The following is a 14,164-nucleotide window of genomic DNA, read 5'->3' on the forward strand; positions in this document are numbered from 1 at the left end:
GTGGTCCCTTAACCGCGTGGCGCCTGGGCGCTGGCGACTTTCACGTTGTTGCCCGCCACCTTCGGCGCCGGGTTGCTGGCCTCCAGGGCCTGGCGCTGCTGGGCTAGGGCGGCGAGGGTCTGTTCGCTGGCCATCGGTGTCTCTTCCGGGGTGACCGGTGAGCCAGGGCGTACGCGCTGCAGGCCCTTGACCACGATGCGGTCGTCCTTGCCCAGGCCGCTGCGCACGATGCGCAGGCCTTCCAGCTTCGGCCCCAGCTCCACGGCGCGGTAGGCGGCCTTGTTGTCCTTGTCCATGACCAGCACGAACTTCTTGCCAAGGTCGGTGCCCACGGCTTCGTCGTTGATCAGCACGGCCTGGTACTGGGCGCTGCCCACCAGCTTCAGGCGTGCATACAGGCCCGGGGTGAACTGGCCGTCGCTGTTGTCGAACACCGCACGGCCACGGATGGTGCCGGTGCGCGGGTTGACCTGGTTGTCGACGAAGTTCATCTGGCCCAGGTGCGGGTTGCCGGTTTCGTTGGTCAGGCCCAGGTACACCGGGGTGCTCTGGCCGCGCTGGCCTTCGCGGGCCAGCTGGGTGTACTTGAGGTACACGCGCTCGTCGGCGTCGAAGTAGGCGTAGACCTTGTCGGTGGAGACCACGCTGGTCAGCGGGGTGACATCGGCGGTGACGATGTTGCCGGCGGTGAACTGGGCGCGGCTGACGCGGCCGCTGATGGGCGCGGTGACACGGGTGAAGCTGAGGTTCAGGCGTGCCAGGTCGAGCTGGGCCTGGATCGCGTCGACCCCGGCGCGGGCTTCGGCGGCGGCGCTGCTACGCGATTCGGCCAGTTCTGCGGAAATGGCGTTGCTGTCACGCAGGCGTTCGCCACGGCGGGCTTCGTTGGCGCTGCGGATGGCGGTGGCCTTGGCTTGCTGTAGCTGGGCTTCGAGGCGGCGGACGTCTGCCTGGAACGGGCGTGGGTCGATCTGGAACAGCAGGTCGCCTTTCTTGACCTGGGCGCCTTCAGTGAAGGCCACCAGGTCGATCTGGCCGGAGACCCGCGGGCGAACCTCGACGGTTTCCGGGGCTTCGAGGCGGCCGGTGAACTCGTCCCATTCGTTGATCGGTTGCTCGATCACCTTGGCCACACTGACCTTCGGCGCGGCGGGAGCCTGCACGGCGTCGGGGGTTCGACCGCAAGCGCTGATCACCACCACTGCCAGGGCAGCGAGGGGGAAGCGCAAGGGTTTGAGTGATTGTTCCATGGAGAACTCCGCCAATGTATTAGTAGTGGGCGGAGTGTGAGTGTCTTGCGCGTGATGCACGAATCGAACGGGGCGAAGGTTATTATCACGATGAATGATATGTGTGGGGCGTTCATCGATTTGTGGCATGATCTTGTTGTAGTGGGTTTAGGTATGGCACCGGCTTTGCCGGTGTTCGCGGGCTTGCCCGCTCCCACAGGTACGGCGCTGGATTTGGTGAATGCGCGGTCCCTGTGGGAGCGGGCATGCCCGCGAAGGGCCGCAAAGCGGCCCCATTTGCTAACCCCGGCAATCTCAGCTCGATACGCGGAACCCATGGGTGCCATCGCGCTCCAGTTGGGCAATCAAGCCGAACTCCCAGTCCAGATACCCCTGCATCGCTTCGTGCGGGTTGTCCGTCCCTTCATAGGGCCGGCGATAACGGTCAGTACGCGCCACGGCCAAGCGCGTTTCGCCGCTCTCCAGCGCCTTGCCCGCCGCTATCCAGCGCGCCGTGCCACCGTCCAGCACGTACACCGGGGTTTGCGTCAGTGCCTGCAAGTCCAGCGCCGCAAAGCGCGCCAGCAGGCTGCTGCCGCAGGTCAGCACATAGCGCTCGGCTACCGGCAAGCGCTCCAGTACCTGTGGCAACTGCGCGCGGATCGCCCAGTAAGCGCCTGGAATGTGCCGTTTCACATAGTTGGCACTGCTGGTGAAGTCCAGCAGCACGGTGCCTGGCGCTTGCAGCCAGTCCTCCAGTTGCTCGACACCGATTTCGGTCACCGCTGGCAACGCCGGCTGCGGCGCCTGCCACTCGCCGGCTGCACTGAAGTCTGCCGCTGACAAACCGTCCAGCACTGCCACCTGCCAGCCCATCTGCGCCAGCCACGAAGCGCTCATGTTGGCCCGCACGCCGTCATCGTCCACCAGCACGATGCGCGCCCCGCGTACGCTGGCGACATGGTCGGTTTCCTGCACCAGCTGCCCGCCCGGCACGCTGCGGCTGGCCGGCAGGTGGCCCTGGGCGTATTCCTCGGGCGTGCGCACGTCGAACAGGTAGGTGGTGCGGCTGGTATCAGCCTGCCAGGCGGCCAGGCCTTCGGGTTCCAGGCGGGCCACGCCGGCGCGGTCGGCCACGCTGCGCGCGCGCTGTGCGGCATCGGCACGGGTGCTGTCGGTAACCTCGGTGAAGCGCCGTTGCTGGCCGTGGGCCAGGGTTTGCCCGGCCAGGGTCCAGCCAATGGTGCCGTTGCGCAGGGCGGCCACCGGGTTGGGGATGCCGGCGTTGACCAGCGACTGGGTGCCAATGATGCTGCGGGTGCGCCCGGCGCAATTGACGATCACCTGGGTGGCAGGGTCGGGCGCCAACTCGGCCACCCGCAGCACCAGTTCGGCACCCGGGACGCTGATGCCACCCGGGATGCTCATGGTCTGGTATTCGTCGAAGCGGCGGGCATCGAGCACCACCACATCGGCCTTGGCATCCAGCAGCGCTTGCACCTGTTCGGCCGCCAGCGATGGGGTGTGGCGCACGCTTTCCACCAGTTCGCCAAAGGCCTTGCTTGGCACGTTGACGTCGCGGAACAGTTCGCCGCCTGCTGCGCGCCAGCCGGCCAGGCCACCTTCGAGCAGTGCCACATCGCTGTAGCCCAGTGCCGTCAGACGCTGGCCGGCCTGGGCCGCCAGGCCTTCGCCGTCGTCATACAGGGTGATGGCGGTGTCGCGCCGGGGGACCCGGGCAAACACCTCCAGCTCCAGTTTCGACAACGGAATGTTGGCGGCGAACAACGGGTGTGCCTGGGCGAACGGGTCTTCCTCGCGTACATCGATCAGCGCCAGTTCTTCATGGGCCAGCAATGCCCGACGAATGTCGTGGAAGGCGCGGGTGGCTACGGTACTCATGGGGCAGGGTTCTCTTTGGACAGGTCCTAGATATTGGGCAGAAGGGTGTTGGAATAGCCGGAAATGAACGGTTTCTCGCTGCCGTCGGGCAGGTACACGGCACGGCTGACGGCGCCGATGTTGGCGCCATACACGTGAATGCTGATCGACACCTGGTCGGCGAAGGCGTTGCTGACCTGGTGGATATCACCGATGCGCGGCGATACGGCTTCCACGTGGCCAGGGTCGATGCGCACCGGCTCGCCTGCCGGTAGCAACGCACCGTGCTCGCTACGGACAAAGCCTTGCGAGTATTCGGCGCCACGCAACATGCCGATCAGGCCCCACACCCGGTGGTCGTGGATCGGCGTCTGCTGGCCTGGCCCCCAGACGAAACTGACGATGGAAAAGCGCTGGCGTGAATCGCAATGCAGAAGGTATTGCTGGTAACGGGCCGGGTCCGGCTGCGCCAGCGCTTCGGGCAGCCAGTCGTCATGGGCGACCAGGCTGCGCAGCAGGCCCTGGCCCTGGTCGAGGAGGGTGGCTTCGTCGGTTTCCCGGTCCAGCAGTTGCGAAAGTGCGTCGATGAAGTGGCGCAGGCGCTCGAGGCGCAGGGGTTGGCTCATGGTTCAGGCTCGGCTGACGGTTTGGTTAAACCCTAGCAAATGCGGTGAGTATTCTTAAAAGTAAAAATATTCATAAGCTAATATGCAAAAAATGCATTTACAGCTTGGCTGATCTGTTTTGAAATGGGCGCAACGAACAGCAAGCCCCGCGATTACCCCACGAGACCGCACGCGCGGATCGGCCTTATGTACCTCGACGGTACCTGGAGACGAACGTGCGATACCTCAAGCAATTGGCCGCCGGTGTGCTGGCCAGCTCCCTCAGCCTGGCGGCCGCCGCGCAAACCCTGGTGGTTGGCGACCAGAGCTTCAATGCCCGCGCCGTGATGGAAGCGGCCGGCGTGCTCGACGACCTGCCCTATACCCTGGAATGGAAGCAGTTCACCGCCGGCTCGCCGGTGGCCGAGGCGCTGAACGTGGGCAGCCTGGACATCGGCCTGCTGGGCGATGCGCCGCCGTTGTTCCTCGGTGCGCTGGGTGCGCCGATCAAGGTGATTGCGGTCAGCCGGCAGAACCTGGAGGGCGTAGCCATCCTGGCACGCAAGGACTCGAACATTCACCGCCTCGAAGACCTGCGTGGCAAGCGCGCGGCGATCTGGAAGGGTTCCTGGAGCCAGCAACTGCTGTTCAGCGCGCTGGACAAGGCTGCGGTGCCGCGTGACGCCCTGGAGCTGCGCTACCTCAGCGCCCTGGATGCGTCGCATGCCCTGGATGGTGGTTCGGTGGACGTGATCGCCACCTGGGAACCCTATGTCACCCAGCAGGAGCGCCAAGGCGCGCGGGTGCTGGCCACGGCCGAAGGGCTGATCCCGGCACAGAGTTTCGTGGTGGCCAATGCCAAGGCGGTGGAGGCCAAGCGGGCGCAGATCAGTGATTTTCTCCAGCGCCTGAAGAAGGCCCGTGACTGGACCCTGAGCGACCCCGCCCACACCGAGGCGTATGCCGATGCCTGGGCCAGGCGCACCCGTGCCGACCGCGACATTGCCCGGGCCTGGTTTGCCAGGGCGCGTACCGATGTGGCGGCGCTGAACCCGCAGGTGATCGTGGAGGCGCAGAAGACCGTGGACTTCTTTGCCGGGCTGGGGCTGATCAAGGCCTACCCGGCGGCCAGCCTTTTCGATACCTCGTTCGCGGCGGCGTTCGAGCATTGATTACGCCTGTACCGGCCCTTTCGCGGGCATGCCCGCTCCCACAGGGACTGCATGGTTTTCAAGACCTGTGAGGTACCTGTGGGAGCGGGCGTGCCCGCGAAGAGGCCGGTACTGGCAACATCTTTACTGAGGATTTCCCATGACCCGCAAGATCAAGCTTGGCGCCCTGACCATGGGCTGCGGCGGCCCCGGCCGGCACAACCTGTGGCTCGACCCGGAGCTGCCTGCCGACGCCAGCGTCAATATCGACTGGTACATCGACATCGCCCGCCAGGCCGAGGCGGCGTTGTTCGACCTGATGTTCATCGTCGACAGCCAGTACATCACCCCCGGCTCGCCGTCCCATTACCTCAACCGCCTGGAGCCGCTGACCCTGCTCTCGGCGCTGGCGGTAAGCACACGCCACATCGGCCTGGTCGGCACCCTGACCACTTCCTACAACGAACCCTTCAACGTCGCCCGCCGCCTCGCCTCGCTGGACCTGATCAGCAAGGGCCGCGCCGGCTGGAACGTGGTCACCAGTGGCGACGCCGGCACCGCCGGCAACTATGGCCGTGACGAGCACTACGACTACGACACCCGCTATGCCCGCGCCCAGGAGCACGTCGCCGTGGTGCAGGGCCTGTGGCGCTCCTATGAAGACGGCGCCTTCCCGCGCAACCGGGCTACCGGGCAGTTCCTCGACCCCAGCCGGATGCATGCCCTGAACCACAAGGGCGAGCACTTCTCGGTGGTGGGGCCGTTGAACATCCAGCGCTCGCCACAGGGCCAGCCGGTCATCTTCCAGGCCGGCGATTCGCAGCAGGGGCGTGACCTTGGGGCCGCCACGGCGGATGTGATCTTCACCCACGCCGCCAGCATCGAGCAGGGCCAGGCGTTCTACCGTGATGTGAAGGGCCGCGCCGCGCGACTGGGGCGTGACCCCGAGCAGTTGCTGGTATTGCCCGGGGCCGAGATCTATGTCGGCGACACCGACGAACACGCCCGTGAAATCGAGCGCCATTACCACCAGCAGGACCACAGCTTCGAGCTGGCGCTCAAGGAGTTCGGGCGCAACTTCGGCTGGCACGACTTCAGCCAGTACGACCTCGATGCGCCATTCCCGCAAGAAAGCCTGGAGCACGCGCGCAGCAGCTTCTTCACCAACGCCAGGCGCATTGCCGACCAGGCACGGGAGCAGGGCTTGAGCTTGCGCCAGGCGGTGGAGTTCGGCCGCCAGTTGCGGCCGGGGGCCTTCGTCGGTTCGCCGGCAACGGTAGCGGCCAGAATGGCCGAGTGGTTCGAGGCGCGGGCGCTGGATGGTTTCAACATCTATATCGGCCACCCCGGGCAGTTCCGCCGCTTTACCGAGCAAGTGGTGCCGCTGCTGCAGGAACGCGGGGTATACCGCACCGCCTACGAGGGCACCACCCTGCGTGAAAGCCTGGGCCTGGGCATTCAGTGAATGCTCGAGGCCAGTTCGAAGATCGGCATGTACATCAGGATCACGATCAGGCCGATCAGCAGGCCGATGAAGGTCATCAGCAGTGGTTCGAACAGCTTGACGAACCATTCCACCCAACGGCCGATTTCCTGGTCATGGAAGTCGGCGCAGCGCTCCAGCATCTCGCCCAGGTTGCCGGACTGCTCGCCGGCCCGCAGCAGGCGCAGCGATACCGGCGTGACCAGTTGCCCGGCCTCCAGCGCGTCGGACAACGGCAGCCCTTCGCCGACCCGCTGGCTGGCGTGCTCCAGGCCCTGGGCCGCCGCGCTGCCGAGCAGGCCGCGGGCCATGCCCATGGCGGTGAGGATGGGGATACCGCCTTGCAGCAGGATGCCCAGCGAGCGGTAGAAGCGCGCCAGTTCGTACATCATCAGGCGTTGGTGCAGTGCCGGCAGGCGCCGCAGCTGGCAGGCTGCCCAGCGCCGCACCCGTGGCTGGCGGCGCAGCAGCCACAGCGCCATGACCACGCCGAGGGTGCCAAACGCCAGTGGCAGTTGCTGGGCATGCAGGAACAGGCCGATCTGCATCAGCAGCCGAGACAGCCAGGGCAACTCGGTGCCCATGCCCTCGAATACCTGGCTGAAACGCGGCACCACGTAGCCAAGCAGGAACAGCACCACGCCACCGCCCACCAGCAATAGCAGCAACGGGTACACCGAGGCGCCCACCAGCTTCTGCCGTACCAGGTCCAGGCGCTGGCGGTAGCTGATGTAGCGGGCGAGGGCGTCGCCCAGTGCGCCGGTACGCTCGCTGGATTGCACCAGCGCCACGTACAGCGGCGGGAATACCCGTGGCTGCTGGCCCAAGGCCTGGGACAGCGAGCGGCCTTCGTACAGTTGGCGGACCAGTTCGGCGAGCACTTTGCGCGTTGCCGCTGCGGGGGCCTTTTCCGCCAGGCTCTCCAGCGCGTCGATCAGCGGCAGGCCGGCGTTGAGCAGGGTCGACAGTTCCTGGCTGAACAGCACCAGGTCAAAGCTTGCTTCGCGGCGCCAGGCCATGCCGCGCAAGGCGCCGCCGTGGCCGCGCAGGCTGAGCACGCGCAGGCCCTGGTCCTCGGCCTGGCGGCGGGCCTGGTCGGCGTCCTCGGCGTCGATCTGCAACTGCACCACACCCTGCCTGCCCAGGGCCTTGAGGCTGTAGCGCATGGCCGTTCTCCCTACTGCCAACTGGTGATTTCGGCGTTTTCCCCGTCGCCACCGGGCTGGCCGTCCTTGCCCATCGACAGCAGGTCGTACTCGCCGCCGTTCTCGCCAGGTTGCCGGTAGATGTACGGGCGGCCCCACGGGTCTTGCGGCACGGCCTTCTGCAGGTACGGGCCGGTCCAGCGCGCTTCGCCACTGGGGGCGATCACCAGGGCCTGCAGGCCTTGCTCACTGCTGGGGTAGTGGCCGACTTCGAGGCGGTACAGGTCCAGGGCCTTGCTCAGCCCCTCTATCTGCGCCCGCGCCACCTTGGCCTCGGAGCGGCCTAGCTGGCTGAAGTACTTGGGCGCGACGATACCGGCCAAAAGGCCGAGCACCACCAGCACCACCAGGAGTTCAAGCAGGGTGAAGCCACGTTGAGGGTTGGTTCTGCGCTGCATGGTGAAGCCCTCCGCTGCATGGGGACAAGCTTTTGCAGGCTCCATGCAACAGCCGTGCACGCCTGCGCTGGCGCCTTGCACCATGCGGTATGCAAAGCGGCACAGTGCTTGCGTCGTGGTCATCGACCTCGGGCTTTCCGGGGTATATCCCCCAAATTTGGGGGTACCACGAAGAGGCGACCGACATGCGTGGACTCATTCTCGGTTTGATCTGGCTGGTGGCAGGTGCTGCCCAGGCCGATGTGTACATTTCCATCGACGCCAAAGGCAGCTACATACTGACCAACGTCCATCGACCCGGGCGCCTCTATGAAACGGTGATCAGCGAGCCGAAGGCCCAGGCCGGCCCGGCCAACGCGCAGCTCATCACCGGCCGCCCCTACGCCAAGCTGGTCGCCGCCGCGGCGCGTACCCACGACGTCCCCCCGGCGTTGCTGCATGCGGTGATCAAGGCCGAGTCCGGCTACAACCCCAAGGCCCGTTCACCGGCGGGCGCCGTGGGGCTGATGCAACTGATGCCGGATACCGCCCGCGAGATGGGCGTGGAAAACCGCCTGGACCCGGAAGACAACGTGCAGGGCGGGGCCCGCTACCTCAAGCGCATGCTCAACTTGTTCGACAATGACATCACCCTGGCCGTGGCGGCCTACAACGCCGGCCCCGAAGCTGTGTTGCGCCGTGGTGCGGTACCGCCGTTTGCCGAGACCCGGCGCTATGTACCGAATGTGCTGCGGGAGTACCGCCGGTTGCAGGGGTTGACGGGTGATTAGCCTCTGTAGCCCCTTTCAAAGCTGGCGCGACCCCTGTGGGAGCGGCTTTAGCCGCGAAGAATCCAACGCGGTGCATGGCACCGGCTGCGCCGGTGTTCGCGGCTAAAGCCGCTCCCACAGGGACCGTGTGAGCATCTGGATTTTTGCAAGGCAGGTGCGTTCAGTACGGGAAACAAAACAATACCCTTCGGCGGATGCCACCAAGCTGACCCGATGGTTTCCCCAACTCTGGGCTATAACCTTCTGAAGGTGCCCAGTTGTGGAGTCCGCCATGGACATCGCCCCTCGTTCCGACGCTATTGAAGTACCCGCCGGTAACGAACTGGCCACCCCACGCAAGCCGTTCAACCTGCTGCGCTGGTACGCCTGGGTCAGCCTGGCCATCATCCTCTCGGTAGCGGTCGGACTGGGGTTGATTTCCAGCCGTTTCATCATCGACGAGAGCATCGAGCGCGATGCCTTGCTCACCGCGCAATTCATTACCTCCATCGCCGATGCCGAAGTGCGCCATGTGTCGATCCCCAATGTGCGCACCATGGGTGAACTGCTCGACCCGCGCATCGACCGCGCCAACCTGCTCGATGTCGACCCGGACGCCCGGCGCAGGGCGCGTGGCGAGTTCCTCGACCACATCGCCCACCTGCCCGACATGCTGCTGGCCAACATCTATGCCCCGGACCGTACGGTGATCTGGTCCAGCAACCCGGCGCTGGTCGGCAAGCTGATCGAAGGCGACCAGGACCTGGAGCAGGCCTTCGAATACAAGATGCGAGTCTCGGCCAGCTACCACAACTTCGAACAGGCCCGCGCCGAGCAGAAGTTCATCATCCCACCCGAGCAGTTGTTCATCGAGAACTACATTCCGCTGTTCGATGCCGATGGCGAGCAGGTCACGGCGATGGTCGAGATCTACAAGGAGCCCCATGACCTGATCGTGCGCATCGAGCATGGCCTGATCCTGATCTGGCTGGCGATCACCGTCGGTGCCGGGCTGGTCTACGTCGGCCTGTACGGCATCATGCACCGCGCCGCGCGCTTGCTGTCGGTGCAGCAGAAGCGGCTGATCAGCAACGAAACCTACGTGGCACTGGGCGAGGTGTCCTCGGCGGTAGCCCACAGCCTGCGCAACCCGCTGGCCAGCATCCGTTCCAGTGCCGAGCTGGCCCAGGCGTTCGACGACGGCCCGGCGCAGCGCAATGTCAACGACATCATCAGCCAGGTCGACCGCATGTCGCAGTGGATCCGCCAGATGTTGCAGTCATTGCGCCCGCTCAACGATGAGGCAGTGGCGGTGGATTTGCCGCTGGCATTGCAGGAAAGCCTGCAGACCTACGCGGTGCTGCTGGCGCGTGGCGGCGTGAGCCTGGACCTGCAACCGTTACCGGCGGTGCAGGTGCTGGGGCACCCGGTGTTACTGCGGCAGATTTTCAGCAGCCTGATCGCCAACGCCCTGGAGTCGATGGAGCAGGGTGGGCGGTTGCGTGTCGAGGTGGTGCGCCATGACCGGCGTAACCTGACCCTGCGCCTGTCCGACAACGGCAAAGGCATGAACGAAGAGCAGCAGCGCATGGCCTTCCGGCCTTTCTTCACCACCAAGCAGGGTGGGTTGGGCGTGGGCCTGGTGTTGGTCAAACGCATCATGGAACGCTTCGGTGGCAGCGTCCGGCTCAGCAGCAGTGAAGGCCATGGCACCCGGGTTTCGTTGAGTTTCCGGCTGATCGAGTCCTCATGATTTACATTGATAAATCTTCGTATCTTGTTGTTTATAAAGGACATATGTTTTTGGGGTGAAAATCCCCAAATGTGGGGGATTATCCTCCATGCGAATCTAGGAAAATTCATTAACCTATTGATTATAAATAACTAATAAAATCAATCAGGTGGCTGGCTGGGTTCTTGCAACGTGACAGGCGGAGCGCAACACACGACAAATGGCAGCTGCGGCTGCACGGGTGGAGTGCTATCAATTGGCTACTGTTCGTCGCCTTGATGCATTTCTGAACGGACGCCCTGCGCGGGAAGCACGCGATGCAGATGCTGGATAATGAAGTGCCAGACAAGGCCAGTACTACCGCCAGCGGTGTGGCCGTGCCATTGCGCGAATTCAACCTGCTGCGCTGGTTCTCGGTCATCAGCCTGCTGATCATCGCCTCGGTGGCAGGCGGGCTGGGCTATGTGTCGACGCGTTTCGTGGTGCGCGACAGCGTCGAGCGCGATGCCATGCTCACCGCCCAGTTCATCCAGGCCATGGCCCAGGCCGAAGTGCGCCATTCGCAGTTGCCGCCGGGCACCACCATGGGCGAGTTGCTTGACCCGCGCCTGGACCAGCAGCACCTGCAGTTCACCCCGGACCTGGCTGAATCTACCCGGGTCGAGTTCCTCGACCATGTCGAGCACCTGCCGGACACCTTGCTGGCCAATGTCTATGCACGCGACCGCACCATCGTCTGGTCGACCAACCGGGAGCTGATCGGCAAGCGCATCGAGGCCGATGGCGACCTCGACCGCGCCTTCCGCTCGCGCAAGGCGGTGTCGGCCAGCTACCACCAGGCCGACGATGACCGCGAAGAGCAGAAGTTCCAGCGTGAGCCGCGTTACCTGTTCATCGAGAACTACATCCCGCTGTTCGACAGCCAGGGCGAGCAGGTGCTGGCGATGGTGGAGATCTACAAGGAGCCGCAAGACCTGGTGCGGCGCATCCAGCGCGGCTACGTGCTGATCTGGGCCTCGACCCTGGTGGGCGGGGCGCTGGTCTACTTCGGCCTGTTCTGGATCGTGCGCCGCGCGGCGCAGCTGCTGCACCTGCAGCAGGATCGGCTGGTGGCCAGTGAAACCTATGTGGCCCTGGGCGAGATGTCGTCGGCGGTGGCGCATAGCTTGCGCAACCCGCTGGCCAACATCCGCTCCAGCGCAGAACTGGCCCAGGAAATCGCCAACCCCGCAGCGCAGAAGAACATCACCGACATCATCAGCCAGGTCGACCGCATGTCGCGCTGGGTGCGTGACCTGCTGGTGTCGCTGCGCCCGACCAGTGACGACGCCGAGGCCGTGGACCTGGTGACGGCCATCGAGGACACCCACCTGGCCTTCGCCCAGCAGATCGAACGCAACGGCGTGCGCTTCTGCTACGAAGGCCCCGGGGCTCAATGGGTGGCCAGCCAGCCGCTACAACTCACGCAAATTCTCAACACCCTGTTCTCCAATGCCCTGGAAGCCATGCCCGAAGGCGGCATGCTGCGTGCCCAGGTCAATGTGCAGGATGGGCAGCGTGCCGAGTTCGTCCTCAGCGATACCGGCAAGGGCATGAGCCAACAGCAGGAACGGATGGTGTTCAAGCCGTTCTACACCACCAAGCAGGGCGGCCTCGGCGTAGGCCTGGCCCTGGTCAAACGCATCATGGAACGTTTTGGCGGCTCGGTCAGCCTGAGCAGCCGCGAAGAGGAAGGAACCCGCGTCAGCCTCACATTCAATATCGCAGCGGGAGGGGACCATGGAGCACAGCATCCTGGTAGTCGAGGATGATGAAATTCTCGCCGACAATATTCGCACCTACCTCAGCCTCAAGGGCTTCGAGGTCACCGTGTGCCACAGCGCGGAACTGGCGCTGGAGCAGATCAAGCGGGGCCAGCCCGATGCGGTGCTGACCGACAACTCGCTGCCGGGCATGAGCGGGCACGACCTGCTGCGTACCTTGGTGGCGCAGGTGCCGGACCTGAAAGTGATCATGATGACCGGCTACGGCAATGTCGAAGATGCCGTGCAGGCAATGAAGGAGGGCGCCTTCCATTACCTGACCAAGCCGGTGGTGCTGGCCGAGCTCAAGCTGACCCTGGACAAGGCACTGGCTGCCGAGCGCATGGAGCGCACGTTGTCGTTCTACCAGGAGCGCGAGGCGCAGAAGTCCGGGTTGCAGGCGTTGATCGGCGAATCACCGACGATGCTCACCCTCAAGCACACCCTGCGCCAGGTACTGGATGCCGAGCGGCGCATGGCCAGCGACGACTTGCCACCGGTGCTGATCGAAGGCGAGACCGGTACCGGCAAGGAGCTGGTGGCCCGCGCCCTGCATTTCGATGGTTCGCGCAGCAAGGGGCCGTTCATAGAATTCAACTGTGCCTCGATCCCGGCCAACCTGCTGGAGGCCGAGCTGTTCGGCCACGAGAAGGGCGCCTTCACCGATGCCAAGGAGCGCCGGGTGGGCCTGGTGGAGGCTGCCGATGGCGGCACCTTGTTCCTCGACGAGATTGGCGAGATGGACCTGGTGCTGCAGGCCAAGCTGCTCAAGTTGCTGGAAGACCGCAGTATCCGCCGGATTGGCGCGGTGAAGGAGCGCAAGGTCGACCTGCGGGTGATCAGCGCTACCAACTGCAACCTGGAGCAGATGGTGCAGCAGGGCAAGTTCCGCCGCGACCTGTTCTTCCGCCTGCGCATCATCGCCCTGAAGGTACCGCGCCTGTATGCCCGCGGGCAGGACGTGCTGCTGCTGGCGCGGCATTTCCTGGCCCATCATGGCCGGCGTTATGGCAAGCCGAACCTGCGCTTTTCCGCCGAGGCGGAAAACCTGATGCTCGGTTACAGCTGGCCAGGCAATGTGCGCGAACTGCGCAACATGCTGGAGCAGACCGTGCTGCTGGCACCGAACGAGGTGGTGCAGGCGCATCAGCTCAACCTGTGCATGACCCTGATCGACGAACCGCTGGTGCAACAGGCGGCGCCTGCGGTGTTCGAAATGCCCCGGCACGAACCCGAGCCCGGCACCAGCCTGCCGGACATGGAGCGCGACCTGGTGTGCAAGACCCTGGACCGCACGGACTGGAACGTGACCAAGTCGGCGCGCATGCTCGGGCTGTCGCGGGACATGCTGCGTTACCGGATCGAGAAACTGGGGCTGACCAGGCCGGACAAGCGCCAGTGGTGAGGCCCCCGTGGGAGCGACATTTGTAGGAGCGGCCTTGTGTCGCGAAAGGGCCGCAACGCGGCCCCGGGATTGATGCGCAACAGTTGAAATTGCTGGGGCTGCTTTGCAGCCCTTTCGCGACACAAGGCCGCTCCTACAGGGATTGCGGCAACTTTAAGAATTTGAGCGCATTGATCAACGCTGATTATCGGCTGCTCCCTGCCGCCCGGTACCTTCCGAGCCACTGCCATCCATCCCCGGCAAATCCCGGTTGTCATTCTGTTCAGCGGGCGGGCTGTCCGGGTCGTTGCCTTTTATGCGTGGGTCGGTGTCCCGCGGCATGGGCTTTTCGATCGGGTTGAGGGTGCTGTCCGCGCCCGGCTTGGGCGCCGGGTTGTGCGGGTCGTCGGGATAGGTGGGGCCGGTGCCGGCAGCTATGGCCAATGGCGCGGCGAGCAGGGCAATCAGCAGGATGCTTGAGCGGGGCATGGCAGGCTCCTTTGCTTCTGGTAGGGCTGATACTTCCGTTCGGCCCTACCCGAAGC

Annotated in this window: 12 protein-coding genes; 6 read left to right on the forward strand and 6 right to left on the reverse strand. The window is 64.8% G+C overall.

The window, feature by feature from the left end:
- Window positions 1-8: 8 nt before the first annotated feature.
- From mexE to CAG22_RS19235, 3 genes are all read right to left on the reverse strand, one after another.
- Window positions 9-1,250, reverse strand: coding sequence for a multidrug efflux RND transporter periplasmic adaptor subunit MexE (gene mexE, locus CAG22_RS19225; protein ID WP_025339323.1), 1,242 nt, complete (start codon window positions 1,248-1,250; stop codon window positions 9-11).
- Window positions 1,251-1,544: 294 nt separating this feature from the next.
- The gene (locus CAG22_RS19230; RefSeq protein ID WP_085705970.1) at window positions 1,545-3,131 is read right to left on the reverse strand and encodes a rhodanese-related sulfurtransferase; all 1,587 of its coding nucleotides are present in this window, start codon (window positions 3,129-3,131) and stop codon (window positions 1,545-1,547) included.
- A 26-nt stretch (window positions 3,132-3,157) separates the two neighbouring features.
- Window positions 3,158-3,736 carry a cysteine dioxygenase gene (locus CAG22_RS19235; protein WP_085705971.1) on the reverse strand — a complete coding sequence of 193 codons (579 nt, stop codon included), beginning with the start codon at window positions 3,734-3,736 and terminating at the stop codon, window positions 3,158-3,160.
- 215 nt (window positions 3,737-3,951) lie between these two features.
- Here CAG22_RS19235 and CAG22_RS19240 point away from each other — a divergent pair, with 215 nt between their 5' ends.
- Entirely contained in the window at window positions 3,952-4,887 is a 936-nt protein-coding gene (locus CAG22_RS19240) for an ABC transporter substrate-binding protein (protein ID WP_025339320.1), read from the forward strand.
- A 139-nt stretch (window positions 4,888-5,026) separates the two neighbouring features.
- Entirely contained in the window at window positions 5,027-6,331 is a 1,305-nt protein-coding gene (locus tag CAG22_RS19245) for an LLM class flavin-dependent oxidoreductase (protein ID WP_085705972.1), read from the forward strand.
- Here CAG22_RS19245 and CAG22_RS19250 read toward each other — a convergent pair.
- Complete coding sequence (locus tag CAG22_RS19250; protein WP_085705973.1) at window positions 6,325-7,515, reverse strand: type II secretion system F family protein; 1,191 nt, start codon at window positions 7,513-7,515, stop codon at window positions 6,325-6,327. The genes CAG22_RS19245 and CAG22_RS19250 overlap by 7 nt on opposite strands.
- An 11-nt stretch (window positions 7,516-7,526) precedes the next feature.
- Window positions 7,527-7,952 (reverse strand): type II secretion system major pseudopilin GspG, encoded by a 426-nt coding sequence (gspG, locus tag CAG22_RS19255; protein ID WP_085588532.1) that lies wholly within the window; start codon window positions 7,950-7,952, stop codon window positions 7,527-7,529.
- 185 nt (window positions 7,953-8,137) lie between these two features.
- Here gspG and CAG22_RS19260 point away from each other — a divergent pair, with 185 nt between their 5' ends.
- The 4 genes from CAG22_RS19260 to CAG22_RS19275 all read left to right on the forward strand — a co-directional run bounded on the left by CAG22_RS19260 (window position 8,138) and on the right by CAG22_RS19275 (window position 13,640).
- On the forward strand, window positions 8,138-8,722 hold the full coding sequence (locus tag CAG22_RS19260; protein ID WP_023662492.1) for a lytic transglycosylase domain-containing protein: 585 nt from the start codon (window positions 8,138-8,140) through the stop codon (window positions 8,720-8,722).
- Between the two features lie 271 nt (window positions 8,723-8,993).
- The gene (locus tag CAG22_RS19265; protein ID WP_085705974.1) at window positions 8,994-10,454 is read left to right on the forward strand and encodes a HAMP domain-containing sensor histidine kinase; all 1,461 of its coding nucleotides are present in this window, start codon (window positions 8,994-8,996) and stop codon (window positions 10,452-10,454) included.
- 296 nt (window positions 10,455-10,750) lie between these two features.
- Complete coding sequence (locus tag CAG22_RS19270; protein WP_085705985.1) at window positions 10,751-12,244, forward strand: HAMP domain-containing sensor histidine kinase; 1,494 nt, start codon at window positions 10,751-10,753, stop codon at window positions 12,242-12,244.
- Complete coding sequence (locus CAG22_RS19275) at window positions 12,213-13,640, forward strand: sigma-54 dependent transcriptional regulator (protein ID WP_025339314.1); 1,428 nt, start codon at window positions 12,213-12,215, stop codon at window positions 13,638-13,640. The genes CAG22_RS19270 and CAG22_RS19275 overlap by 32 nt, the downstream gene beginning before the upstream one ends.
- Window positions 13,641-13,814: 174 nt before the next feature.
- On the opposite strand, the gene CAG22_RS19280 is transcribed toward CAG22_RS19275, so the two are convergent.
- Window positions 13,815-14,108 carry a hypothetical protein gene (locus CAG22_RS19280; protein ID WP_013972806.1) on the reverse strand — a complete coding sequence of 98 codons (294 nt, stop codon included), beginning with the start codon at window positions 14,106-14,108 and terminating at the stop codon, window positions 13,815-13,817.
- Between the last annotated feature and the right edge of the window lie 56 nt (window positions 14,109-14,164).

This window comes from Pseudomonas sp. B8(2017) (assembly GCF_002113575.1).
Taxonomy (GTDB): Bacteria; Pseudomonadota; Gammaproteobacteria; order Pseudomonadales; family Pseudomonadaceae; genus Aquipseudomonas; species Aquipseudomonas putida_Z.